Source organism: Micromonospora sp. DT68 (assembly GCF_049847245.1).
GTDB lineage: Bacteria > Actinomycetota > Actinomycetes > Mycobacteriales > Micromonosporaceae > Micromonospora > Micromonospora profundi.
In genome coordinates, this window is record NZ_JBNCNZ010000004.1 from 181,541 (window position 1) to 204,486 (window position 22,946).

The window sequence follows — 22,946 nt, forward strand, 5'->3', positions numbered from 1 at the left end:
GGTCAGGACATCGGTGAGACATCGTTGCCTGAGCGTGTTACCCTAGACACAGCGAAAGGGGTTTCGAACCTATGGTTTTCAGTGTCGGCGAGACCGTTGTCTACCCCCACCACGGGGCCGCACTCATCGAGGCAATCGAGACTCGGGTCATCAAGGGCGAGCCTAAGCAATATCTCGTCCTGAGGGTCGCGCAGGGTGACCTGACGGTCCGGGTGCCGGCCGAGAACGCCGAGATCGTGGGTGTCCGCGAGGTGGTTGGCGAAGAGGGCCTCGGCAAGGTCTTCGACGTTCTCCGGGCTCCGCACACCGAGGAGCCGACCAACTGGTCGCGGCGTTACAAGGCCAACCTGGAAAAGCTGGCCTCCGGCAACCCGCTGAAGGTCGCCGAGGTCGTGCGCGACCTGTGGCGTCGGGAGCGGGAGCGGGGCCTTTCCGCGGGCGAGAAGCGGATGCTCGCCAAGGCCCGCGACATCCTCGTCGGCGAGGTCGCGCTGGCGGAGAAGAGCACCAAGGACGAGGCGGAGACGCTGCTCGACAAGGTGCTCACCGAGGCCTAGTCAACAGCATCGTCGTACCCACTTCGTAGCGAAGAAACCACCGAGGACCGCGACGTGACCGCGCAGCTCAATCCGCGCGGTGACGTCGCGGTCCTCGTGCCTGCGGCAGGCGCTGGCGTACGGCTCGGCCCCGGCCGACCCAAGGCGCTGCGCCTGCTAGCTGGCGAGCCGCTGCTGGTGCACGCCGTGCGTCGGCTGGCCGCAGCCGCGTCGGTGCACACGATCGTGGTGGCCGCGCCGCCAGCCGAGGTGGCGGCCGTGCGTGACCTGCTGGCCCCGGTGGCACCGGTGATCGTGGTGCCCGGCGGCGTCGAGCGGCAGGCGTCGGTGGCAGCCGCGCTGGCTGCCGTGCCCGACGGTCCGACGATCATCCTGGTGCACGACGCCGCCCGCGCGTTGACCCCACCGGAGCTTGTCGAGTCCGTCGCGGCGGCCGTCCGCAGCGGCCGGGACGCCGTGATCCCCGTCCTGCCGGTCGTCGACACGATCAAAGAGGTCGGTGCCGGCGAGGTGGTGCTCGGCACCGTCGACCGGTCCGCCCTCCGTGCGGTGCAGACCCCGCAGGGCTTCCGCCGGGCCGTGCTCGCCGCCGCGCACGCCGTCGGCGGCGACGCGCTCACCGACGATGCGGGGCTCGTCGAGAAGCAGGGCGTCGCGGTGAGCTGCGTGCCCGGCTCGGAGTACGCCCTGAAGATCACCCGCCCGTTCGACCTCGTGCTCGCGGAGCATCTGCTTGCCGCCGGCGGCTGACGCGTACCCTCGGATCATGATCGTTCCTCGGGTTGCCATCGGGACTGATGTACACGCGTTCGCTCCGGGCCGCCCCTGCTGGGTGGCTGGTCTGCTCTGGCCCGACCAGGACGGTCTCGCCGGGCACTCGGACGCGGACGTCGTCGCGCACGCCGCCTGCAACGCCCTGCTCTCCGCCGCCGGTCTGGGCGATCTGGGTGCCATCTTCGGGGTGGGGGAGCCGGAATGGGCGGACGCCTCAGGGGTGGCCCTGTTGACCGAGACGGCCCGCCGCGTACGCGCCGCCGGCCTGGAGATCGGCAACGTGTCCGTGCAGATCGTCGGCAACCGGCCCAAGATCGCCCGGCGTCGGGAGGAGGCCCAGCAGGTGCTCTCCGCCGCCGTGGGCGCGCCGGTCACCCTCTCGGCCGCGACGACCGACGGGCTCGGTTTCACAGGCCGTGAAGAAGGGCTGACAGGCATCGCGGTGGCCCTGGTGTACGACGCGCCAGCCGCCTAGGCTCGCCGCGATGTCCAGCGACCCCGCCCCCGACCGTTCCGCCGCCGACGGCTACCTCGATCGGGCTCAGCTTCTCGCCGAACTCGGCCGCCACGACGAGGCCGCCACCGAGCTGACCTATGGGCTCGCCCTGAAGCCGGCCGATCCGGAGGCGCTCACCATGCTGGCCCGGGTGCACCTGGCTGCGGGTCGGCCTGCGGACGCGCTCACCGCCGCCGACGCTGCCGTGGCTGCCGCCCCGGAGGCGCTGCCACAGTTGGTGGTCCGGGCCATGGCGCTTGCCGACCTGGAGCGCTACGCCGAGTCCGCCGAGGCAGCCGACCGGCTGTTGGCGCTCGGCCCGGCCGACGCGTACGCCCAGCGCAGCGCGGCGGCGATCCTGGCCGACGCACGCAACGGCCAGCCGGCGCTGAACGCGGCCTGGCGGGGGGTCGAGCTGGCGCCCCAGGAGCCGCAGGCGCACCTGGTGCTCAGCCTGGTGGCTGCCCGGCTGGGGTTGTTCGACCTGGCCGAGCGCGCCTACGGCGAGGCGCTGCGGCTGGACCCGCGTCTCGCCGACGCCCGCCAGGACGTCGGTGTCCTCCGGTTGGAGCAGCGCCGCTGGTCGCAGGCATTGGAGCAGGTAGCCGAGGCGGTACCGGTCGGTCCCAGCCGGATGGATTCGGGCCGTACCGTCGCCCAGGGTCTGCACCGGCTGGTGCTCTACGGTGCCGGCTGGTCGCTCGTCGCGGCGGTGGTGGTGGCGTTCGCGGCCGCCGCGAACGGCGGGTTCTCGCGCATCGTCGCGGTCCTTGCCGCGCTCACCGGCGGCGTCGTGGTCTGGCAGCTCGCGGCGCGGCTGCCGGGCCTGACCCGGACCATCCTGCCCACCCTGCTGCATTCGGACCGGACGCTCGCCCTGGCGGTCTACGCGGTGGCCGCCGCGCCGGTGCTGCTGCTGGTGTACGCGATGGTCGGCTCGCCGTGGCCGCTGGTGCTGGCCATCGCCGTCACCACGATCGCCGAGTTCGCAGTGTTCACCCGCACCGCGATCCGGTGACTAGCCGCGACGCGCCCAGGTCCAGGCGTAGCCGTCGTCCTCGCAGTTGCGGGCCGCGTCGCAGAGGTCCAGCGGGCGGAACGTGTCGACCATGACGGCCAACTCGTCGAAGTAGTCCGCGCCGATGGACCGCTCGGCCGCACCCGGCTGGGGGCCGTGGGTGAACCCGGACGGGTGCAGCGAGATCGAGCCCTGCTCGATGCCGGAGCCGCGCCGCGCCTCGTAGTTGCCGCCGGTGTAGAAGAGCATCTCGTCGGAGTCGACGTTGTGGTGGTTGTAGGGCACCGGGATCGAGTCGGGGTGGTAGTCGACCTTGCGGGGCACGAACGAGCAGATGACGAAGTTGGGGCCCTGGAAGGTCTGGTGCACCGGCGGCGGCTGGTGGATGCGCCCGGTGATCGGCTCGAAGTCGTGGATGGAGAACGCCCACGGGTAGAGGTGCCCGTCCCAGCCGACCACGTCGAACGGGTGGTTGGCGTAGACGTAGCGGGTCCAACCGCGCCGGTGGCGGACCAGCACCTCGACCTCCTCGCCGTCGACGAGCAACGGCGCGTCCGGACCGCGGACGTCCCGCTCGCAGTACGGCGAGTGCTCCAGGAACTGCCCGCGTACGGAGAGGTAGCGCTTGGGCGGGCCGATGTGACCGGACGCCTCGACGGCGAGCAGTCGAACGGGCTGCTCGCCGGTGGGCACCAGCCGGTGGATGGTCGAGGTGGGGATCACGACGTAGTCGCCGGCCACCGCCTCCAGCACCCCGAACGGGGACTCGACCCGCAGCGTGCCCGCCTCGACGTAGAGGCAGTGGTCGCCGGTGGCGTCGCGGAACAGCGGCGACGGGCGGTCGGCGAGGACGTACCCGATGCGGACGTCGTCGTTGGCGAGCAGGTACTGCCGGCCGAGGATCGGGTCGGCGCTGCCGGCGTCGAGCTTGTGGGTGCGCAGGTGGCGGGGCTTGAGTGGCAGGTTGGGCGCCCGGGTGAAGGCGGGCGGGGTGAACTCGTCGGCGGCCAGGATCGCTGTGGGCGCGTGCCGGTGGTAGAGCAGGGACGAGTCGGACGAGAAGCCCTCCTGGCCCATCAGCTCCTCGGCGTAGAGGCTGCCGTCGGGCTGGCGGAACTGGGTGTGGCGCTTGCGCGGCACCTCGCCGACGCTGCGGTAGTACGGCATCTTCGCCTCCCGATAAGTCCCGTCCACCGGCCGAAGACGTCCGATAATCGGACGCTGTTGTCCGTTCCTTGTAGCGTCCCGTACATTCTTGTTCCGTGTCAACGCAGGTGCCCGCACTCCTCGACGGCCTGGTGGACGACGCTGCCGTCTTCCCGCCGGGCAGCGCCGAGCTTCACGACGCGCTGACCGCCCATCGCCGGCACCGCGCCGCCTGGTACGCGGATCTGGTCGGCCCACTGCTCGTCCCCGCCTCGACAGTCGCCGCCGGTGAGCTGAGCGGTGTCGTCGACCCGGGCGAGGGGCTGGTGATCGGCCTGATCGGTGACACCGGGATCGCGGCCCTGCCGTTCGCGCTCTCGTTCCTGCCACCGGACGGTGTCACGGCCCGTCAGGTGGAGGTGGCCGTCGCCAAGCGCGGTGAGGACCCGCTGCCCGGCATCGCCGAGCTGCTGCGGCTGACCGACGAGCTGCCGGGCGTCGAGGCCGTCTACGCCGAACTGCCGCTGACCTTCGGACTGATGGGCGCGCTCGACGCACTGGCCGCCGCCCGCGCCGACGGGGTGCCCATCGCCGCCAAGTTCCGCACCGGTGGCCTGGCCGCCGAACTCTTCCCCACCCCCGCCGAGCTGGCCGCCGTGATCTGCGCCTGCCGGGACCGGGAACTGCCGTTCAAGCTCACCGCAGGGCTGCACCAGGCCGTCCGGCACCTCGACCCGGAGACCGGCTTCACCCACCACGGCTACGCCAACGTGCTGGCCGCGACGCTGGCAGCCGCCGCCGGGGAGAGCGTCGGTACGGTCGCCGAGCTGCTGACAGTGCTCGACCCGCGCCCGCTGCTGGAGCGCGCCACCGTGGGGCTTGACGCGCCGCGTCCACTCTGGGTCGGCTTCGGCTCGTGCAGCATCCTGGAACCACTTACCGATCTGATCCGGCTGGGGCTGGTGAACGGGGGCTACGACGCATGACCTGGGTGACAGGCGTTGACGGTTCGCCGTACGGGGTGACGAACCTGCCGTACGGGGTGTTCCGAACCGACGGGGGGCAGGCGCGCATCGGCGTACGGATCGGGTCGTGGGTGTTCGACCTGGCCGCAGCGGAGGCCGGTGAGCTGGTGCTGGCCGCCGGAGCGCTGGGTCGACCCACACTCAACGACTTCATGGCACTCGGTCGTCCCCAGTGGACGTCGGTGCGGCAGCGGATCACCGAGCTGCTGACCGACCCGGAGCACCGCGCCGCCGTGGAGCCGCTGCTGGTGCCCCTGGACGTGGTGGAGATGCTGCTCCCGTTCGAGGTGGCCGACTACGTCGACTTCTACTCCTCCGAGCACCACGCCTCGAACGTCGGGCAGATCTTCCGCCCCGGCCAGCCGCCGCTGCTGCCCAACTGGAAGCACCTGCCGATCGGCTACCACGGGCGGGCCGGCACCGTCGTCGTCTCCGGCACGCCGGTGACCCGTCCGACCGGTCAGCGGGCGTCCGCCGAGGGCCCGGTCACCGGCCCGTCGGTACGCCTCGACATCGAGGCCGAGGTCGGCTTCGTGGTCGGCGTGCCCAGCGACCTGGGCGCGCGGGTCTCCGTCGACGACTTCGCCGACCACGTGTTCGGTGTGGTGCTTGTCAACGACTGGTCGGCCCGGGACATCCAGGCGTGGGAGTACCAGCCTCTCGGCCCGTTCCTCGGCAAGTCGTTCGCCACCTCCGTCTCGGCCTGGGTGACGCCGCTGGACGCGCTGTCCGAAGCTTTCGTGCCGGCCCCCGACCAGGACCCGCCGGTGGCCGCCTACCTGCGCGACGTACCGCACCTGGGGCTGGACCTGCGCCTGGCCGTCGAGTGGAACGGGGAACGGGTAAGCGAGCCGCCGTTCGCCGGCATGTACTGGACGCCGGCACAGCAGTTGGCGCACCTCACCGTCAACGGCGCGTCAGTGCGAACCGGCGATCTGTACGCCTCGGGCACCGTCTCCGGCCCCGACCGTACGCAGGTCGGTTCGTTCCTGGAGCTGACCTGGGGTGGGGCGGAGCCGGCGAAGGTCGGCGCCGAGAGCCGCACCTTCCTCGCCGACGGCGACACGGTGACCATCACGGCCACGGCGCCCGGCCCGGACGGCACCACCATCGCTCTCGGCGAGGTCACCGGAACCATCCACCCGGCCCGCTGAGCGGCACCGGCAGCCTCGGCCCCGTTGCCTTGGTGGCTGGCGCGCTGCTGTCTGGCGCGCTGTGCGTGTGGCTCGGGCCTGTCCGCCGAGCTCCCTGTCACCCTGCCTCGGCTCCTTTGCTCTGCTTCACTCCACGCAACGCTTGCGGCCCTTTTCTGTTGCGTCAGTTGAAGCAGAGCAAAGGTGGGTGAGTGGCGCCTTCCTCCGCCCTGGCGGTGGTCCGATTCCCCGCCCATCGGGCCGTCTCGCCGATGCGACTCGTGATCGCACCGGCTGTGCGATCACCAAGCCTCGTTACCGCGTTGGGTGACGCGGATCATGTCGCCCCGCCGACCGGTACGTATCGGGTCTACGCCCTACCGCCGGCGGTGGGGCAACCCATCGCACACGGAGGTAACGACGATGCACGATCTTGCGGGAGCCATCTGGCGTACCAGCAGCCGCTCAAACGACCAGGGGCTCTGCGTGGAGGTGGCGGACAACCTGGTCGACGCCCTCGGCGTAGTCGGGGTTCGCGACTCCAAGGACCAGTCCGGTCCCACACTGGCAGTCAGCCCGCCGGGGTGGACAGCGTTCATCGGCGCCATCCGGGACGGTCGCTTCGACCGCTGACCGGCGCGCCGGTACCGGTCGACGACCGGTCCCAAGCGAATGCCGAAACGGACAGCGTGGCCTCCGGGCGGTGGAAATTCCGTCCCGGGGGCCTCGTCCGGCCCTCACCGCGCGTACCGTCGACGACACGGGAGGGTGGCATGTCGACGGTGACGGTTTCCGGTCTCATCGAGGCGCACGCTGTCGATGTCTGGCGTCTGCTGATCGACCTGCCCGGCCGGGCGGAGCGGCTTACCGTTGCCGGGCCGGTCGAGCTGCTCACCCCGGGTCCGTTCGGGCCGGGCACCGCCTGGCGTGAGGAGCGCGCCCAGCCGGGCGGCGGCACGCTCACCGAGGAGTTCCTGGTGGTGGAGGCGCTCGCTCCGCAGCGACTGGTGCTCTGCTCCTCCGGCGCGGGTGCCGACTACCGCATCACCTGGACTTTGCGGCCGGTCCGCCGTCGCCGCCGGGCTCGTACAGCGGTCACCATCACCCAGGAAGCGGTGCCGACCGACCCGTACGGCCGGGTGGTGGCGCTGCTGCTCGGCGGGCTCGCCGCACGGGCGGTGGAGGTGGCCCTCCGGCGTGATCTCGCCGACCTGGCCGTGGCGGCGCGGGCGACAGGCTCGGCCGAAGCCGCCTGACCGGCAGCCGGGCCGGGCGCCGGGCGCCGGCCTTTGGCAGCCGCGAGCCGAGAGCTCGCACCGCCCGCGCTCGGTGCGACCGTGCCGACCTGACCGGGGTTTGGCAGGTTCCGCTGGGTAGGGTGCCGGGCGGAGGTGCGGCATGGGGTTCCCGAGAGGTCGGCGACGGTTCGCGTTGGCTGTGGTGGCGTTGCTCGCCACGGCGGCCACCGCGGTCATCGTCCACCGGGTGCTCGCGCCGGCCGAGGTGAGCACGGTGGCGCGGGGTGAATATCCGGCGGCGGCCCAACCGGCCGCCGGCGTGATCGGTCGGCTGCCGGTCGCCCCGCTGATCGTGGACGAAAGACTGCGGGTGTACGCCGCGCACCGCCAGGTCTATGCCGATCGGCCGGTCGACGGACGGCACCGCACCAGCCCTTACTGGTCGTACCGGCGGTGGCCCGCGGAACTCACCGGGGTGGTGGCCACCGGCGGCACGGTGGTCAGCCGCTGGTCGGACGGCCAACTTGTCGCGCTGGACGCACCCACCGGGCGGGTGCTGTGGCGGGCCGACGGTCCGGTGCCCGCCAAGAGCGCGACTGTGGTGCGGCGGACCGGAGCCGCCACCGTTTGGGAGCCACGCGGGCTCTACCTCGCCGACCTTGCAGACGGTCGTACGGTGCTGGTGGCCACCGGCGACACCCAGGCGGGTGCCGTGGAGGTGGCCGGCGGACGGGTGCTGTGGCGGGTCGACCTGCCCGGCGGTTGCCGTCGTGACATCGGCACCACAGCGTCCGGACAGCTGATCGGCCTGGACGGCTGCGCCGGACCGGCCACAGTCGAGTTCCGGGACGCGGCGACGGGCGCGGTGGGTACGCGCTGGCGACCGCCGGGCGGCTCGGACGAGTTGGTGGCGACTCCGCTCGGTTGCCGTACCGGCCGTTCGGACTGTTCGGGGCTGCGGACCGCCGGGCCCGGGGATGCGGGAGGTCGGGGCTGGCTTCTGGGCGCTGGCGAGCCGCTTGCCGCTCCCGCGCTGGACCCGGCCGGTGCCACGCTTGTCGACGAGCAGGCTGTCGCAATTGTCGACGACGGGGTGGCGGTAGGTCGCTCGGCGCGCGACGGCAGCGAGTTGTGGCGGTCGCCGGCGCTCGGAGGGGCGCAAGTGCTCGCGGCGCAGCCCGGCCTGGTGCACCTGCTGACCGAGGCGAACGACCTGGTGACACTGGATCCGGCGACCGGCAGGCAGCTGTCCCGCTTTTCGATGAACGTCGGCTCCGATGGCACGGGCTGGGCGCCCGGTGCGGTGTCCGCCGAGGACGGCTACGTCGCTGTGGAGCGGCTCCGGAAGCCGGTCGATCCGGAGGGCGACGACCAGCGCTACTACCTGACGGCCGAAGCTGTGATCCTGGCCGCCGCCCGTCCCCGATAACCGAACCTCGCGGTGCTCTCACCGCCAGGCCGCGACGCGTCCCCGGCGCTGCCCGGCAGGGTGCCGGCGGACGCGGAACGCCAGCACGAGACCGGCGCTCAGCAGTACGACCACGATGCCCACACCGATGCTCCAGGCCGACACCACTCGGGACACGACGCTGGCGCGTGTGCCGACCTGACCGGGGTCGGGGAACTGGACCTGCACTGTGACGCTGCGCTTCACCAGGCCGCTCTCCAGGTTCACCTCGGCCTTCCACGGGCCGTTGGGCAGCTCGACCGGCAACCGGGCGACGACCTGCCCGGAGTGCCCCGGCGCCAGCGTGACGCCCTGCCCGATCGGGAACGGTCCGGCCCGGCTGCCGGCCGGCCCGTCGGTCAGGGTGATAGTGCCGGTGAGGTCGACGGCGCGCCCGCCGGTGTTGGTGACCTGGGCGGTGATCGACGGTTCGCCCTCCGGGCCACGGGCCGGGTGTACGTCGCCGATCGTGAAGTCGGAGGCCGGTTCGCCGCCGGGGCCGATGTCGAGATACATCCGGACGCCGACCCGGTGGACCTGGTTGATCTCGCCGGTGGCACTGGACGCAGGGGCGGTGGCCCTGGGCGCGGAGGCGGTGGCCGCCCAGAGCACGCCGTACCGCTCGCCGCGTGAGGCGTCCGGCGGCACAGTGATTGTCGCCCGAACCCGAGCTTCACCCCAGGGCTCCAGCGTGAACGCGGCGCGGTCGAGGGTGACCCAGGAGGTCAGCTCGTTGGCTTCGCGGTCCCCGCCGAACTGGAAAGCCGAATCGTTCAGGGTCGCCGCAGCCGGGTACACGTCGATGTGGCGGGTTCCGGCTGTTCGGTTGACGATCAGCAGTTGCCGTTTGATTGTCGTTCCCGGCGGTAGGTGGTCGACGATGTAGCGCAGCGCCCGGGGGTCGGTGCGGCGGTCGGTAGGGGCCTCCAGTAGACGGATCCCGATGCTGCCCTCGTCCGATGCCGGTTCGGCCGCGCCGGCCCGGGTCGACTGTCCCGGACCGGCGAGGCAGAACAGGGCGAGCGCGACCGCGATGGTCGACCGCCCCCGGCGGCTACGCCACCGAATGTGTCACCGTGCCGGTGTAGGTGCCCGCGATGTTGTCCAGCGGGACGTTGACCACGAGGGTGGGGTTCCAGGTTGCGCTGTTGCCGCCGGTCCCGCCGGAGTGGGTGAACGCGGTGAGCTGGGTGCCGCTGGACAGCGCCGCTGCGTCGCCGGCGGTGGCCTGCCCAGGTGTGAAGGTGCCGTTGCCGCTGGTCGCCGTCGCCGCGCCGGACCAGTAGTCGACCTCCTCGGGGAGGACCGTCTCGGCTGGGGAGCCGCCGCCGGCCTGGAAGACCGTGGCCGTCACCGAGGCGATCCAGGAGGCGTCGTCGGAGGCCCGGGAGTCGGTGACCGTCACGTCGCCGAGCTGGCCGGTGATGGTGCCACCGGGGGCACCGGAGCCAGGTCGGCGGTGGCGGGCGCAACGACGTCGAGCGTGCCGGCGAGCACCTCGAAGGTGGTCGTCGTGGTGTCGTCGGGCGCGGCGGCGGCTGGCGCGGCGAGGAAGCCCACCATCGCGGTGGCGGCCGCGGCGGCGAGACAAGTCTTGGCTGTACGCACTGTTCGTTACCCCGTTTCTCGAAGTGAGCCGGCGTGCGTCCTCGGCACGACCGGCTTACTTCGGAAGTTAGGGCAGAAACTACGCAGAACTGCACAAACCACACTTATGTCACATATCGGTCACTTGGTCAAGCTAGTGCCGTCTCCGCGACCGCGAGGAAGGCGTCGTTCTCGGCTGGCGTGCCGATGGTGACCCGGACCCCGTCGCCGGGGAACGGTCGGACGATCACGCCGCGCGCCTCGCACGACTTGCCGAACGCCACGGCCCGGTCGCCCAGCGGCAGCCAGACGAAGTTGGCCTGGCTGGTCGGCACGTCCGGCACGAACTTGCGCAGTGCCTCGGTGACCCGGTCCCGTTCGGCGATGACCAGCGCGCAACGGCGCTCCATCTCGCTGACCTGGGTCAGCGCGGCGAGCGCCCCGGCCTGGGCGGCCGTGCTCGTGGAGAAGGGGGTCGCCACCTTGCGGATCGCCGACGCCACCGCCGGCTGGGCGACCAGCCAGCCGATCCGCAGCCCGGCCAGGCCCCACGCCTTGGACAGCGTGCGCAGCACCGCGACATTCGGCCGGTCCAGGTAGTCCAGGCCGTCCGGCACCTCGGGGTCGGTGACGAACTCCCGGTACGCCTCGTCGATGACCACCAGCACGTCGTCGGGCATCGCGTCGAGGAACCGGTCCAGCTCGGCTCGGCGTACCGCAGTGCCCGTGGGGTTGTTCGGGTTGCAGACCAGGACCATCCGGGTCCGGTCGGTCACCGCCGCGGCCATGGCCGCCAGGTCGTGCCCGTGCCCGGCGTCGTTGGGCACCCGCACGCTTGTGGCGCCGCTGGTCGCCGCGATGATCGGGTACGCCTCGAACGACCGCCACGAGTAGAGCACCTCGTCACCGGGCAGGCAGGTGGCCCGGACGAGGTGCTCGGCGAGCGCCACCGACCCGCAGCCGGTGGCGATCCGGTCGGCGTCCACCCCGTACCGCTCGGCGAGCGCGTCGCGCAGCGCCACGACGCCCATGTCCGGGTAGCGGTGCGAAGCGGTGATCGCCTCGGTGACCGCCTCGACGACGCCGGGCAGCGGCCCGTACGGCACCTCGTTGCTGGCCAGCTTGATCGCTTCCGGCAGGCCCAGTTCGCGAGCCAGGTCGGCGGGGCTGCGCCCGGGAACGTAGTTGGGCAGCGCGTCCAGGTCGGCGCGGGTCAGGCGCAGCGCCGGCTCGTGACGTCCGGGATCGGTCATGGGGTGTCTCCCGAGGGCTGGGGGTGGTCGTCAGGGGTGGCGGAATCGGTGCGGTCGGGGAGCTGCACGACCACCGTCTGCGCGCGCTTGTCGTGCAGCGCCTGGCGGAGCGGATGGTCGAAGAGCGGGGAGAGCGCGCCGATCAGTTGCAGCACCAGGCCGAGGCCAGCGCAGTACCAGAGCAGTGTGGGCAGGCCCATCGTGCTCCACCGGCTGAACGCCCGACCGAGGCCCAACGGTTGGTCGGCGGCGATCGGCACCGCACGGATCCGCATGACGCGTTTGCCGAAGGTCTGCCCGTTGGCGCCCATCGAGGGCACCTCGTACGCCAGCCAGAGCGCCGCGGCGATCATGACGATCACCAACTGGAGGAGCCCGGTCTGCTCGCTGATCGGCGGCATCCCCTCGGTGGAGGTGTTGCCTTCCAGGCCGCGCCGGAACGCCTCCCGCCAGTACGGCAGCATCTCGCTCAGCCACCGCCAGACGAACCAGCCGTTGACCACCGCGTTCAGGGCGAAGACGATGCCGAAGTCGATCAGCCGGGCGGTGAACCGGCGGCCGTAGCCGGCAAGCGGCAGCCCGTGCGGACGCGGCTCGGGTGGCCGGCCGGTCCAGCCGGCCGGCGCACCGGGCGGCGCCCAACCGGGAGGGCCGGCCTGCGGCGTCCAACCGGGCGGCGGGCCTGCCGGCGTCCAGCCCGGGGGGCCGGCCTGCGGAGGTGTCCAGCCGGGAGGGGCGCCCTGCGGGGGCGTCCAGCCAGACGGGCCGCCCTGCGGCGCCCAGCCGGGCGGGCCGGACGGTGGCGTCCAGCCTGAGCCCTGGCCGGCCTGCGGGTCGTGCCCAGGCTGCGTTGTCGTGCCAGGCGGCGGTGTCGCGCCGGGCTGTGATGTCGTGCCGGACTGCGGCGGCCAGCCCTGCGCGCCGGTCACCTCGTTGGTCGCGGCGGGCGCGCCCTGGGTGGCCGGCACGGGAGGCGGCTCGACCGGGGGCGGCCCGTCCGGCGGGGTGGCGTCGACGGGGATGGGAGCGCCGAGCCAACCATCACCGTCCCAGTAGCGCCGGGTTTCGGGGTCGGCGGGGTCGACGTACCAGCCGGGCTGCACGCTCACGCCGCCGCTCCGCTTCGCCGCGCGCCGGAGGTAGACGCCACGCTACTGAGCCTGATGGGTCGCTCGCTGTGCTCACTCACGAGGCAACCTTAACGACGACGGTTCCGGCGAACTTGTCGTGGAGGCACTGCTGCCAGGGCTTGTCCCAGAGCTGCCAGAATCCGTCCGCGTAGCTCACGCCCGGGATCAGCGTGGCCGCCAGGTACTGCACGAGCCACCGCCGGCCGGCCATCCGCCGGTCGAGCGTGCCGTTCGGATCGAGCGGCACCACACGCAGCTTCATGATCTTCTTGCCGAGCGTCTGGCCGCCGCGCTTGAGGTACTCCACGTGGTAGAGCCAGTAGATCCCGAGCAGTACGACGACCAGCGTGAACTGCAGCAGCAGGACCGGCAGGAAGAAGCCGGTGAGGAACGTGACAGGGGTGGGCTCCACGACCGTGCCGTCCGGGTCGAGCTGGGTCATCTCGGTGAACATCCACCACCAGAGGGCCAGGAAGGCCGGCATGAACAGCACCATCGCCACGACGCTCGCCAGCGCCGTGTCGATGATCCAGGCGATCAGCCGGTCGCCGAAGCTGGCCAGCGGCTGCCCGGCCGGGCTGAGCGCCGGAGGGGCGACCGGCCACTGCGGCTGCGGGTACCCGGGTGGGGCGTACTGCGGCGGCACGGCGTACCCGTGGGGGATCTGTCCAGGCTGCGGCGCGAAGCCGCCGGCGGCGGGCGGGGGCCCACCGGCCAGCGGCGTCGGGTACGTCGGAGGCTGCGTCACGCTCGCAAGTGTTACAGGTTGCCGCGCGCTTCCTGCTCCCGCTCGATTGCTTGAAATAGCGCCTTGAAGTTGCCCTTGCCGAAGCCGAGCGAGCCGTGCCGCTCGATCAGCTCGAAGAAGACCGTCGGACGGTCCTGCACCGGCTTGGTGAAGATCTGCAGCAGGTAGCCGTCCTCGTCGCGGTCGACCAGGATCTTGCGGGCCTTCAGCTCCTCGATCGGCACCCGGACGTTGCCGATGCGGGCGCGCAACTCCGGGTCCTCGTAGTACGAGTCAGGGGTGTCCAGGAACTCCACACCTGCGGCCCGCATCGCGTCGACGCTGGCCAGGATGTCGTTGGTGGCGACGGCGATGTGCTGGGCACCGGGGCCCTGGTAGAACTCCAGGTACTCGTCGATCTGCGACTTCTTGCGGGCGATGGCCGGCTCGTTGAGCGGGAACTTCACCTTGCGGGTGCCGTTCGCCACGACCTTGCTCATCAGCGCCGAGTAGTCGGTGGCGATGTCGTCGCCGATGAACTCCGCCATGTTGGAGAAGCCCATCACCCGCTTGTAGAACTCCACCCACTCGTCCATCCGGCCCAGCTCCACGTTGCCGACCACGTGGTCGACGGCCTGGAAGAAGCGCTTCGGCTGGAGGCCGGCGGCGATCATCGGCTGCCGGTCCACGATCGGGCCGTGCGCCACGAAGCCGGGCAGGAACGGGCCGGTGTAGCGGGACCTGTCGACGAGCGTGTGCCGGGTGTCGCCGTACGCGCCGATGGCGGCCATCCGGACGGTGCCGTGCTCGTCGCTCACCTCGTGCGGCTCGACGACGCCGGTGGCGCCCTGCGCGACGGCGTGCGCGTACGCGGCGTCGACGTCGGGCACCTCGAGCGCGATGTCGCTGACCCCGTCGCTGTGCCGGGCCACGTGCTCGGCGCCGTCTGCGTCGGGGCGCACCGCGCCGGTCAGCACGAACCGGGCCGAGCCGCTGGTCAGCACGTACTGGGCGTGGTCCCGGTAGCCCTGCTCGGGACCCCGGTACGCCACGCAGGTCATGCCGAACGCAGTGGAGTAGTAGTGCGCGGCCTGCTTGGCGTTGCCGACCAGGAAGTGCACGTGGTCGAGGCCCCGCACCGGGAACGGGTCGTGGCTGATGTCGTGGTCGACCGCGCCGACGAGCTGGTCGATGTCGACGTCCTCGGTCGACTGGGGTCGGTCGATCGCCTGGGTCATGGTGGCCTCCCTCGCGTACCGGCCGGCCTCGTGGGCCGCCGTGGTCTCTGTCTTGTGGCGAGGATCGCGGTGCGGGCCATGGCTGGGCAACCGTTTGGATAAATGCTGGTCAGGTTGCGCATTCGGTATGGTGTCAACCCATGAATGGTGAGCAGAATGTACAGCTCGACGTGCTCGACGTCCGCTTGATCGAACTGCTCACCGAGGAGCCGCGGATCGGCGTGCTGGAGTGCTCCCGCCGGCTCGGCGTCGCCCGAGGCACCGTGCAGGCCCGGCTCGACAAGCTCGTCGACAGGGCCGTCATCGGCGGCTTCGGGCCGGAGATCTCACCGGCGGCCATCGGGTTCGGGGTGACAAGCTTCGTCACCCTGGAGATCAGCCAGCGGCACGGCCACGACCCGGTCACCGCGCACCTCGCGGCGATCCCCGAGGTGCTGGAGGCGCACACCATCACCGGCTCCAGCGACGTGCTGTGCCGGATCGTGGCCCGCTCCAACACCGACCTCCAGCGGGTCATCGACCAGATCGTGTCCTCCGCCGGGATAACCCGCGCCTCGACGATCATCGCGCTGGCCGAGCAGATTCCCTACCGCACGCTTCCGCTGGTGCGCAGCGCCGTCCGCACCGACGGACGATCCACCACGTAACACCTCGACGCCCAGAAAGCGCGGCGACACGGCGGCGCGGGCGTACGGAAGATCCGTGATCGTGGCTACGGTGTGCGGTGTGGCGAAGGGGAGCGTGCGCGGTGGGCTGCTGGTCGGCCTCGCCGTGGTCGTGGCCCTCGCCGCCACGGGTGTGTGGAACCCTTTCCCGGCCGTGTGGGACTGGGTGGACCGCAGCGAACCCATCTCCGAGCCGGACGTCGTCTGGCAGCAGCGGGTCGGTGGCACCCCGCGCAGTGTGACGATCGCCGGTGACGCCGTCGTGGTCGAGCAACGTACCCGGGTCGAGGCCCGCAGCCTGGCCACCGGCACCCAGCTCTGGGAGCGCAAGGCCGACTGGTCGGCGGTCGCCGGCGGTGACCGGGACCCTGTCGTCGCAGTGGGCAAGCTCCTGGTCAAGGGGTACGAGCTGCTCGACCCGACCACCGGCGCGACCCGGCGACGCGACGACGACGCGGTGGCCGTGTGGACGTACCGCAACCTGCTGCTCGACGCCCGCTGCACGGATGCCACCGACTGCACCCTGAGCGCCTGGGACCCGCGCGGCAGCAAGCCACTGTGGACGGCATTCCTGCCCGGGGTGCACAGCGGGCTGCTCGCCGACAACCCGGGCCTGCGGGGCACCCGCCGGCTGACCGCCACCCGCATCGACGACGGGGTGGCCGGGCCGGAGCCGGTGCCACCGCTGCTCGGCTTCCCGGTCGACGGCCGCGTGCACGTCGTGGACACCGCCACCGGACGGGTGCTCCAGAACGTCGAACCGGGTCGGGAGGAGCGGCTCTCCGTGGTGGGCGGCCGGATGCTGCGGATCGCCGCCCGATCCCAGGACGGCACCTGCTACTACGCCATCTCCGCCCGGGACCCGGCGACCGGGCAGGAGGCGTGGCAGCGGGCCGGGGTCAACCTGCGGACCGCCGACTCCGCCGGCTGCGTGCAGCGCGAGGACCCGCAGGGCGCCCGGAACGTACTGATCGGGGTCGGCGCGGACGGCCGCGAGGCGGTCATCGACGGGTACGACGGGCGGCTGCTCTGGGTCGGCGACGCGGCCACCAAGCTGATCGCTGTCGACGACCGCTACGCGGTGTTCCGCAGTGCCGACAAGCGCTCGGTGGTGTCCCGTGAGCTGGGCACCGACCGGGTTCTGTGGACCCGCTCCGCCAGCGCCAAGGCCGGCGCGGCGCTCACCCCGTACGCGGCGGTGCTCGGCGACGAGAAGCCGTCCCGCCTGGTGGCGGTGGACCCCCGCAGCGGTCGGGAGTTGGCGGTCCTGCGTACCTCCGCGAACGCCCTCGCGGTCGGCCCACAAGGAATGATCATCGGTGAGGGGCGGGAGATCGGGTACGTCCGCTTCGGCGCCACCGGCGGCGGCCCCGCTCCACGGCCCGGCGAGGGCGGCGTCCCCGGTCCGGGTGGCACCGGTCCGGGTGGCACCGGCCCCGGCGGGCCGGGCGACGACAGCACCTGCGGTCCGAAGCGGGAGCTCTGCCCCGACGGCAGCAAGGACGGCTGAGCCGGGCCCGTCGACCGGCCGTAAGGCGGGGTGAACGGCGGTGTGCCAGGGCCTCGTCGGAGCCCGATCGGCGCGGCGGATGAGAGCACCGTCCCAGCAGCAGCCCGGCGGGTGGGAATGATCGACCCGTCTGCCCTAGGCTTGCCGCTCATGAGCAGTGCCGCCGGATTCTCGTACGCCCCCCTCCTGCCGACCGGCCCCGACCAGACGGACTACCGCCTGATCACCGACGAGGGCGTGGACGTCGTGCACGGCCCGGGAGGCCGCCGGTTCCTCACCGTGGAGCCGGCCGCGCTCACCGCGCTGACCGCCGAGGCGATGCACGACATCGCACACTTCCTACGCCCGGCGCACCTGGCGCAGCTCCGCGCCATCATCGACGATCCGGCCGCGTCGCCGAACGACAGGTTCGTCGCGCTGGACCTGCTGCGCAACGCAAACATCGCCGCAGGTGGTGTCCTGCCGATGTGCCAGGACACCGGCACCGCCATCGTGATGGGCAAGCGCGGCCGGCACGTGCTCACCGACGGTACGGACGCCGAGGCGATCTCCCGAGGTGTCTACCAGGCGTACACCCGGCTGAACCTGCGCTACTCGCAGCTGGCCCCGCTGACCATGTGGGACGAGCGCAACACCGGCAGCAACCTGCCCGCGCAGGTGGAGCTGTACGCCGAGGACCCGGACGGGCACGCCGACGCGTACAAGTTCCTGTTCATGGCCAAGGGCGGCGGCTCGGCCAACAAGTCGTACCTCTACCAGGAGACGAAGGCGCTGCTCAACCCCACGCGGATGATGCAGTTCCTGGAGGAGAAGCTGCGGCTCATCGGCACTGCGGCGTGCCCGCCGTACCACCTGGCCGTCGTCATCGGCGGCACCTCCGCCGAGTACGCGCTGAAGACCGCGAAGTACGCCAGCGCCAAGTACCTCGACGCGCTGCCCACCTCCGGGTCGATGAGCGCGCACGGCTTCCGTGACCTGGAGCTGGAGGCGGAGGTGCTGGAGTTGACACGCAACTTCGGCATCGGCGCGCAGTTCGGCGGCCGGTACTTCTGCCACGACGTACGGGTGGTCCGGCTGCCCCGACACGGCGCTTCCTGCCCGGTGGCGATCGCCGTCTCCTGCTCGGCGGACCGTCAGGCCGTCGCCAAGATCACTCCGTCGGGTGTCTGGTTGGAGCGCCTGGAGACCGACCCGGCGCGTTTCCTGCCCGACGTCACCGACGACTCGCTCGACGCCGAGACGGTCGTCCGGGTCGACCTGAACCGGCCGATGGACGAGATCCGCGCCGAGCTGTCCAAGTACCCGGTGAAGACCCGGCTGTCCCTGTCCGGCCCGCTGGTGGTGGCCCGCGACATCGCACACGCCAAGATCGCCGAGCGGCTGGACGCGGGTGAGCCGATGCCGCAGTACCTGCGCGACCACGCGGTCTACTACGCGGGCCCGGCGAAGACCCCCGAGGGGTACGCGTCCGGCTCGTTCGGCCCGACCACCGCCGGCCGGATGGACGCCTACGTGGAGAAGTTCCAGGCCGCCGGCGGTTCACAGGTGATGCTGGCAAAGGGCAACCGGTCGGGCCAGGTGACCCGCTCCTGCCAGGAGCACGGCGGCTTCTATCTCGGCTCGATCGGCGGCCCGGCGGCCCGCCTCGCCCAGGACTGCATCCGGCACGTCGAGGTGCTGGAGTACGCCGAGTTGGGCATGGAGGCGGTCTGGAAGATCGAGGTGGAGGACTTCCCCGCCTTCATCGTTGTCGACGACAAGGGCAACGACTTCTTCGCCGAGGTCACCAAGCCGGTGCTCACCGTCGGCCGCCGCTGACCGACACGTACGCGAAAAGGGGGTGCCGGGCGATCCGCCCGGCACCCCCTGTGTCGTCGGTGCCCCACCGACATCGGTGCGCCCGCCCCGCTGGGGTTGGGCAGGCGCAACCGCCCCCGTCGGGCCCCGTCACCGACCACCTGAAGATCTTCCGGTAGGCCGCCCTCGATCCGCTCTCAGATCACTATCGCCGCCGCGGACAGGGTCAGTTCGGGCGAGGTCATCGACGCGCCGCCCGGCTCGGGTGTTGCCAGAACGCGACGGACTTTCCGTTGTCGCCCCCCGAACGACCTGGTACTGACTAGATCGACCGGCACCACGGCGATGGGAAAACGACCTGTGGACGTGCAATTTCTGGTCCTGGGACCGGTACGGGCCTTTGTGGATGGTCAGGAGTTGGACCTACCGCGGCGGCAGGTCCGGCTGCTGCTCGGTCTCCTGCTGCTCGAACCGGGCCAGCCGATTCCGGTGGACCGGCTGGCCCAACTTCTCACAGCGGACCGACACGTCTCGAACCCGAGGGGAACCGTGCAGACCGCCGCCGCCCGACTGCGCGGCTGCCTGGCCTCAGCCGGGTCCACGGCCCGACTGGTCCGGGAGGGCCAGAGCTACGCCCTGCTCACTGAGCCCGAGTCCATCGACGCCCAGCGCTTCCGGACCCTGGCGGACCGTGCCCGCCGTGAGCAGCTACCCGCCGACCGCGTCCGGTATGGACGGGAAGCCCTGGCGCTGTGGCGCGACGATCCGCTGGCGGACGTCGCCTCGGACGAGCTGCGACGCCGGGTCGGCCGGCCGTTGATCGAGATTCATCGGCAGCTCCTCGAACTGTGTGTGGCGGCGGACCTGGAGATGGGCCGCCACGAACAGGCGGTCATCGAGCTGACCAGGGTGACCGAGGCGCAGCCGCTCAACGAGCAGCTCGTCAAGTTGCTCATGCTCTCCCTCTACCGGTGCGGGCGTCGACAGGACGCGCTTGCGGCATACCGCCAGCATCGGGATTCGATCAACCGGGACCTGGGTCTCGATCCCGCCCCCGAGCTGCGGGACCTCGAGGTGGCGATCATCCGCGAAGACCCCGATCTCGACCTCCGGGCGAACCCGCCAGAGGAAACGGGGACCAGCCTGCCCGCCGCGCAGCCCTGCGACCAGTGTCTGGACGCGGAAGAGCAGATCCGGTTCGGGATCCTGGGCCCCCTGCACGTCGGTGGTGGCGAATCCACAGTCACCGCCGGTCGGGACCGGATCGTGCTCGCCATGCTGCTGCTACGTCCCGGTCGGATGGTGCCGGTGGAGGAGTTGGTCGACGCGGTCTGGGAGGAGCACCCGCCGGCCACTGCCCGAGCCCAGTTGCAGACCTGCGTGTCTCGGCTGCGGGGGCGCCTGGCCGAGCTGGGGATGGCACCGGAGACCATCGTCACCGACCCGGCCGGGTACGGCATCCGACTTGCCCCGGACGAACTCGACTCCGAGGTGTTCGCCAGTGACGTGGAGTCCGCGCGGAGCGCCGCCGCAGCCGGCCGGTTGAGCGAGGCGGCGAAGTGGTTCCGCTCGGCCCTGGCGCTCTGGCGCGGGCCGGCGCTCGCCGGCATCAGCTGCCGCAGCGTCCGCCGACGCGCGCAGACGCTTGACGAACAGCGCCTCACCGCCCTGGAGGAGTGCGTCGACATCGAGCTACGCCTCGGGCGGGCCCTGGAGCTGATCGACGAACTCACCGAGAGCGTCGATCAGCACCCGTCGCGGGAGCGACTGCGCGGCCAACTGATGCTCGCCCTGTCGTCGGCGGGCCGGCAGGCGGAGGCGTTGGCCGTCTACCGGGAGGGACGGCGGTTCTGCGCCGAGGAGTTGGGCATCGAGCCGGGCGCCGAGTTGCAGGCGCTGCACCAGCGCGTACTCGCCGGTGACCTGGCCCTGGCCAGGCAGGCCCCCCGGCTGGTCGGCCCGGTCCGCTCGCTGCCCCGGGCGATCGGCGACTTCACCGGCCGGCAGGAGACTGTGGCCCGCCTCGTGAAGGAGGTACGCGAAGGCGCCCGGATCCAGCTCATCGACGGCATGGCCGGCAGCGGCAAGACCACCCTCGCGGTGCACGTCGCCACCGCCCTCAGCGACGACTATCCCGACGCCCAGCTCTACATCGACCTGCACGGGCACAGCGAACGGACCCCGTTGACGCCGACTGCGGCGGCGGCCACGCTGCTGCGGCAGCTCGGTGTGCCAGCGGACCGGTTGCCGGGAAACCCGGAGGACCGGTTGGCGCTCTGGCGGACCGAGCTGACCGACCGGCGTGCGCTGGTGGTGTTGGACAATGCCGCCACCGCCGACCAGGTGGCGCCGCTGCTGCCCAACAGCTCGCAGTGCCTGACGCTGGTCACCAGCCGTCGTCGGCTCGTCGGGGTGGACGAGGGACGACCGTCGTCGCTTCCGGTGCTCGACCCCGACGAGGCTGTCGAACTGCTCGGGCGGGTGGCCGGCCCGGAGCGGGTCGCGGCAGAACCGGAGGCCGCGAACGAGGTGGTCCGCCGCTGCGGTCACCTGCCCCTGGCCATCCGGCTGGCCGGGGCCCGGTTGGCCCACCGCCCCCGTTGGCGGATCGCCGACCTGGCCGAGCGCCTGACCTCGCGGCCGGATCCGCTTGCCGAGTTCGAGGCGGGCGAACGGTCCGTCGGCCGCGCCTTCGCCCTGTCGTACGCGCAGGTGTCACCCGCCGCGCAGCGCACGTTCCGGCTGCTGGGCCTCTATCCCGGCGTACGGTTCGACGGCCTGGTAGCCGCAGCTCTCACGGAGTTGCCGGTGCCCGATGCGCAGGACCTGCTGGACGAGCTTGTCGACGCGAACCTGGTGGACGAGGTGGGGTCCGGCCGGTACCGACTGCACGACCTGGTGCGGGAGTACGCCCGCACGTTGGTCGCCGCACCGGAACGTGCGACCGAGCGGCGGGACGGCATCGAACGTCTGCTCGACCATCACCTCCAGGTCGGCGCGATGATCGCCCGGAAGAGGGAAATCTCCGCCACTTGGACCCTGATGTCACTGCCCGAGCCGGTCCGTGCGGACCTGGTCGCGTCGGCCGCCGAGCAGGGGCGAGCCTGGTTCGACGAGAACCTGGCCGAGTTGACCGGCCTGGTCCGGCTGGCGTACGCCGAGGGTTACCGCAGCCACTGTTGGCAGCTTGCCCGGGCCTGCTGGCACGCCCAGTACGACGGCGGCCACCTGGAGGAGTTGATCGAGACGCACACCCTCGGTCTGAGCGCCGCCGAGGAACTGGGCGACGACACGGGCACGCGAATCATGTTGAACTACCTCGCGTCGGGCTATTTCCGGATGGGCCACCTGTCGGAGTCGATCCGCCTCATGGAGCAGGCGGTCGGCGTGTACCGCAGACTCGGGTTGCGTCGCGAGGTGTGCAACGCCCTGGGCAATCTGGGCGCCGTGTACGGCCTGAACGGTGACTACCGCCGTAGCCGTGAGTGCTATGACGAATCGTTGGCGCTGGCGCGACGCCTACAGGCGATGGGGGAGCTCACCAGCGGGCTCAACAACCTGTCGGTCACCCTGCTGTACCACGGCCGGCTGGACGAGGCGCTGATCGTCTGCCGTCGGCACCTGTTCCTGACCCGGGTGACCGGCGACCTGCGCCACTTCGGCAGGGCCCTGGGGCACCTGGGCATGATCCGGCACCGGATGGGGGACGTGGAGCCGGCGCGTCGGTTACTGCGGCATGCGCTGCGCCTCAGGCGGCAGGAGGGTGCCCGGGTCGGCGAGGGTGAGGTGCTCAACGAGATCGCGATGATGGAACGCGAGGCCGGCCGGCCGGAGCGCGCCGCCGACCTGCACCGCAAGGCCCTGGTCGCGATGACCGAGGCGGGGGACCGGATCGAGCAGTGCACCTCGCGCAACCTGCTGGCCAGGGCGATCCTGGCGCAGGGCGACGCGACAAGCGCGCTCGACCTGTATCGGCGGGTGCTCGCGGACGCCACCGTGCTGGGCGCCCGCTACGTGCAGGCCCAGGCGCTCGTGGGTATCGCCCGCTGCGTGCGCGCCACCGACCCGGCGGCGGCCCGTACCCACCTGCTGCGGGCGCTTGCCCTGTTTGAACAGATCGAGTTGCCGGACCGGCACGAGGTGGAACGGCTGTTGGCCGAGCTGGGTTGAGGGCCGCGCCACTTTCCCTGCACACCGGCGGGTGG

General features: G+C 71.7%; 21 protein-coding genes and 1 pseudogene. 14 read left to right on the forward strand and 8 right to left on the reverse strand.

Annotated elements, in window-relative coordinates; all coding sequences use genetic code 11:
• The first annotated feature begins 71 nt into the window (after window positions 1–71).
• From ACPXB1_RS09380 to ACPXB1_RS09395, 4 genes are read left to right on the forward strand one after another with little or no spacing between them, the layout of a single operon-like run.
• A complete protein-coding gene (locus ACPXB1_RS09380) occupies window positions 72–557 on the forward strand; it encodes a CarD family transcriptional regulator (protein WP_007073334.1) in 486 nt (161 codons plus the stop codon).
• A 54-nt stretch (window positions 558–611) separates the two neighbouring features.
• Entirely contained in the window at window positions 612–1,307 is a 696-nt protein-coding gene (ispD, locus tag ACPXB1_RS09385) for a 2-C-methyl-D-erythritol 4-phosphate cytidylyltransferase (protein ID WP_425735068.1), read from the forward strand.
• A 13-nt stretch (window positions 1,308–1,320) separates the two neighbouring features.
• Window positions 1,321–1,806, forward strand: a complete 486-nt coding sequence (gene ispF, locus ACPXB1_RS09390; protein ID WP_425735146.1) for a 2-C-methyl-D-erythritol 2,4-cyclodiphosphate synthase — start codon at window positions 1,321–1,323, stop codon at window positions 1,804–1,806.
• A 10-nt stretch (window positions 1,807–1,816) separates the two neighbouring features.
• On the forward strand, window positions 1,817–2,845 hold the full coding sequence (locus ACPXB1_RS09395) for a tetratricopeptide repeat protein (protein WP_355627845.1): 1,029 nt from the start codon (window positions 1,817–1,819) through the stop codon (window positions 2,843–2,845).
• Here ACPXB1_RS09395 and ACPXB1_RS09400 read toward each other — a convergent pair whose 3' ends face one another.
• Window positions 2,846–4,012 (reverse strand): homogentisate 1,2-dioxygenase, encoded by a 1,167-nt coding sequence (locus tag ACPXB1_RS09400; RefSeq protein ID WP_355627842.1) that lies wholly within the window; start codon window positions 4,010–4,012, stop codon window positions 2,846–2,848.
• Between the two features lie 95 nt (window positions 4,013–4,107).
• Here ACPXB1_RS09400 and ACPXB1_RS09405 point away from each other — a divergent pair, with 95 nt between their 5' ends.
• The 5 genes from ACPXB1_RS09405 (at window position 4,108) to ACPXB1_RS09425 (ending at window position 8,816) form a co-directional block, all read left to right on the forward strand.
• Window positions 4,108–4,977 carry a hypothetical protein gene (locus ACPXB1_RS09405; protein WP_355589983.1) on the forward strand — a complete coding sequence of 290 codons (870 nt, stop codon included), beginning with the start codon at window positions 4,108–4,110 and terminating at the stop codon, window positions 4,975–4,977.
• Window positions 4,974–6,170, forward strand: a complete 1,197-nt coding sequence (gene fahA, locus ACPXB1_RS09410) for a fumarylacetoacetase (protein ID WP_355627839.1) — start codon at window positions 4,974–4,976, stop codon at window positions 6,168–6,170. Before ACPXB1_RS09405 ends, fahA begins: the two co-directional genes overlap by 4 nt.
• A gap of 402 nt (window positions 6,171–6,572) precedes the next feature.
• Window positions 6,573–6,782, forward strand: coding sequence for a DUF397 domain-containing protein (locus tag ACPXB1_RS09415; RefSeq protein ID WP_355589977.1), 210 nt, complete (start codon window positions 6,573–6,575; stop codon window positions 6,780–6,782).
• A gap of 140 nt (window positions 6,783–6,922) precedes the next feature.
• Window positions 6,923–7,405, forward strand: coding sequence for an SRPBCC family protein (locus tag ACPXB1_RS09420; RefSeq protein ID WP_355589974.1), 483 nt, complete (start codon window positions 6,923–6,925; stop codon window positions 7,403–7,405).
• A 142-nt stretch (window positions 7,406–7,547) separates the two neighbouring features.
• On the forward strand, window positions 7,548–8,816 hold the full coding sequence (locus tag ACPXB1_RS09425) for a PQQ-binding-like beta-propeller repeat protein (protein WP_355589971.1): 1,269 nt from the start codon (window positions 7,548–7,550) through the stop codon (window positions 8,814–8,816).
• Window positions 8,817–8,834: 18 nt separating this feature from the next.
• Here ACPXB1_RS09425 and ACPXB1_RS09430 read toward each other — a convergent pair whose 3' ends face one another.
• From ACPXB1_RS09430 to hppD, 7 genes are all read right to left on the reverse strand, one after another.
• The gene (locus ACPXB1_RS09430) at window positions 8,835–9,632 is read right to left on the reverse strand and encodes a hypothetical protein (RefSeq protein WP_355589968.1); all 798 of its coding nucleotides are present in this window, start codon (window positions 9,630–9,632) and stop codon (window positions 8,835–8,837) included.
• Window positions 9,633–9,888: 256 nt separating this feature from the next.
• Window positions 9,889–10,239: a hypothetical protein gene (locus ACPXB1_RS09435; RefSeq protein ID WP_425735069.1), complete on the reverse strand. Its 351-nt coding sequence runs from the start codon at window positions 10,237–10,239 to the stop codon at window positions 9,889–9,891.
• A complete protein-coding gene (locus ACPXB1_RS09440; RefSeq protein WP_425735070.1) occupies window positions 10,236–10,442 on the reverse strand; it encodes a hypothetical protein in 207 nt (68 codons plus the stop codon). The genes ACPXB1_RS09435 and ACPXB1_RS09440 overlap by 4 nt, the downstream gene beginning before the upstream one ends.
• Before the next feature lie 128 nt (window positions 10,443–10,570).
• Window positions 10,571–11,674: a histidinol-phosphate transaminase gene (hisC, locus tag ACPXB1_RS09445; protein WP_355589962.1), complete on the reverse strand. Its 1,104-nt coding sequence runs from the start codon at window positions 11,672–11,674 to the stop codon at window positions 10,571–10,573.
• Window positions 11,671–12,783: an RDD family protein gene (locus ACPXB1_RS09450; protein WP_425735071.1), complete on the reverse strand. Its 1,113-nt coding sequence runs from the start codon at window positions 12,781–12,783 to the stop codon at window positions 11,671–11,673. Before ACPXB1_RS09450 ends, hisC begins: the two co-directional genes overlap by 4 nt.
• A gap of 76 nt (window positions 12,784–12,859) precedes the next feature.
• A complete protein-coding gene (locus ACPXB1_RS09455) occupies window positions 12,860–13,552 on the reverse strand; it encodes an RDD family protein (protein ID WP_425735072.1) in 693 nt (230 codons plus the stop codon).
• Between the two features lie 11 nt (window positions 13,553–13,563).
• Complete coding sequence (gene hppD / locus ACPXB1_RS09460; protein WP_425735073.1) at window positions 13,564–14,769, reverse strand: 4-hydroxyphenylpyruvate dioxygenase; 1,206 nt, start codon at window positions 14,767–14,769, stop codon at window positions 13,564–13,566.
• Between the two features lie 140 nt (window positions 14,770–14,909).
• On the opposite strand from hppD, the gene ACPXB1_RS09465 reads away from it, so the two are divergent.
• The 5 genes and pseudogenes from ACPXB1_RS09465 to ACPXB1_RS09485 all read left to right on the forward strand — a co-directional run bounded on the left by ACPXB1_RS09465 (window position 14,910) and on the right by ACPXB1_RS09485 (window position 22,911).
• The gene (locus ACPXB1_RS09465; RefSeq protein WP_355589951.1) at window positions 14,910–15,416 is read left to right on the forward strand and encodes an Lrp/AsnC family transcriptional regulator; all 507 of its coding nucleotides are present in this window, start codon (window positions 14,910–14,912) and stop codon (window positions 15,414–15,416) included.
• A gap of 70 nt (window positions 15,417–15,486) precedes the next feature.
• Entirely contained in the window at window positions 15,487–16,944 is a 1,458-nt protein-coding gene (locus ACPXB1_RS09470) for a PQQ-binding-like beta-propeller repeat protein (protein ID WP_425735147.1), read from the forward strand.
• 150 nt (window positions 16,945–17,094) lie between these two features.
• Window positions 17,095–18,762, forward strand: coding sequence for a fumarate hydratase (locus tag ACPXB1_RS09475; protein WP_355589945.1), 1,668 nt, complete (start codon window positions 17,095–17,097; stop codon window positions 18,760–18,762).
• Window positions 18,763–19,086: 324 nt separating this feature from the next.
• A pseudogene (locus ACPXB1_RS09480) lies at window positions 19,087–19,812 on the forward strand (AfsR/SARP family transcriptional regulator); the annotation flags it as partial.
• 120 nt (window positions 19,813–19,932) lie between these two features.
• Complete coding sequence (locus ACPXB1_RS09485) at window positions 19,933–22,911, forward strand: AfsR/SARP family transcriptional regulator (RefSeq protein ID WP_425735148.1); 2,979 nt, start codon at window positions 19,933–19,935, stop codon at window positions 22,909–22,911.
• Window positions 22,912–22,946: the final 35 nt, after the last annotated feature.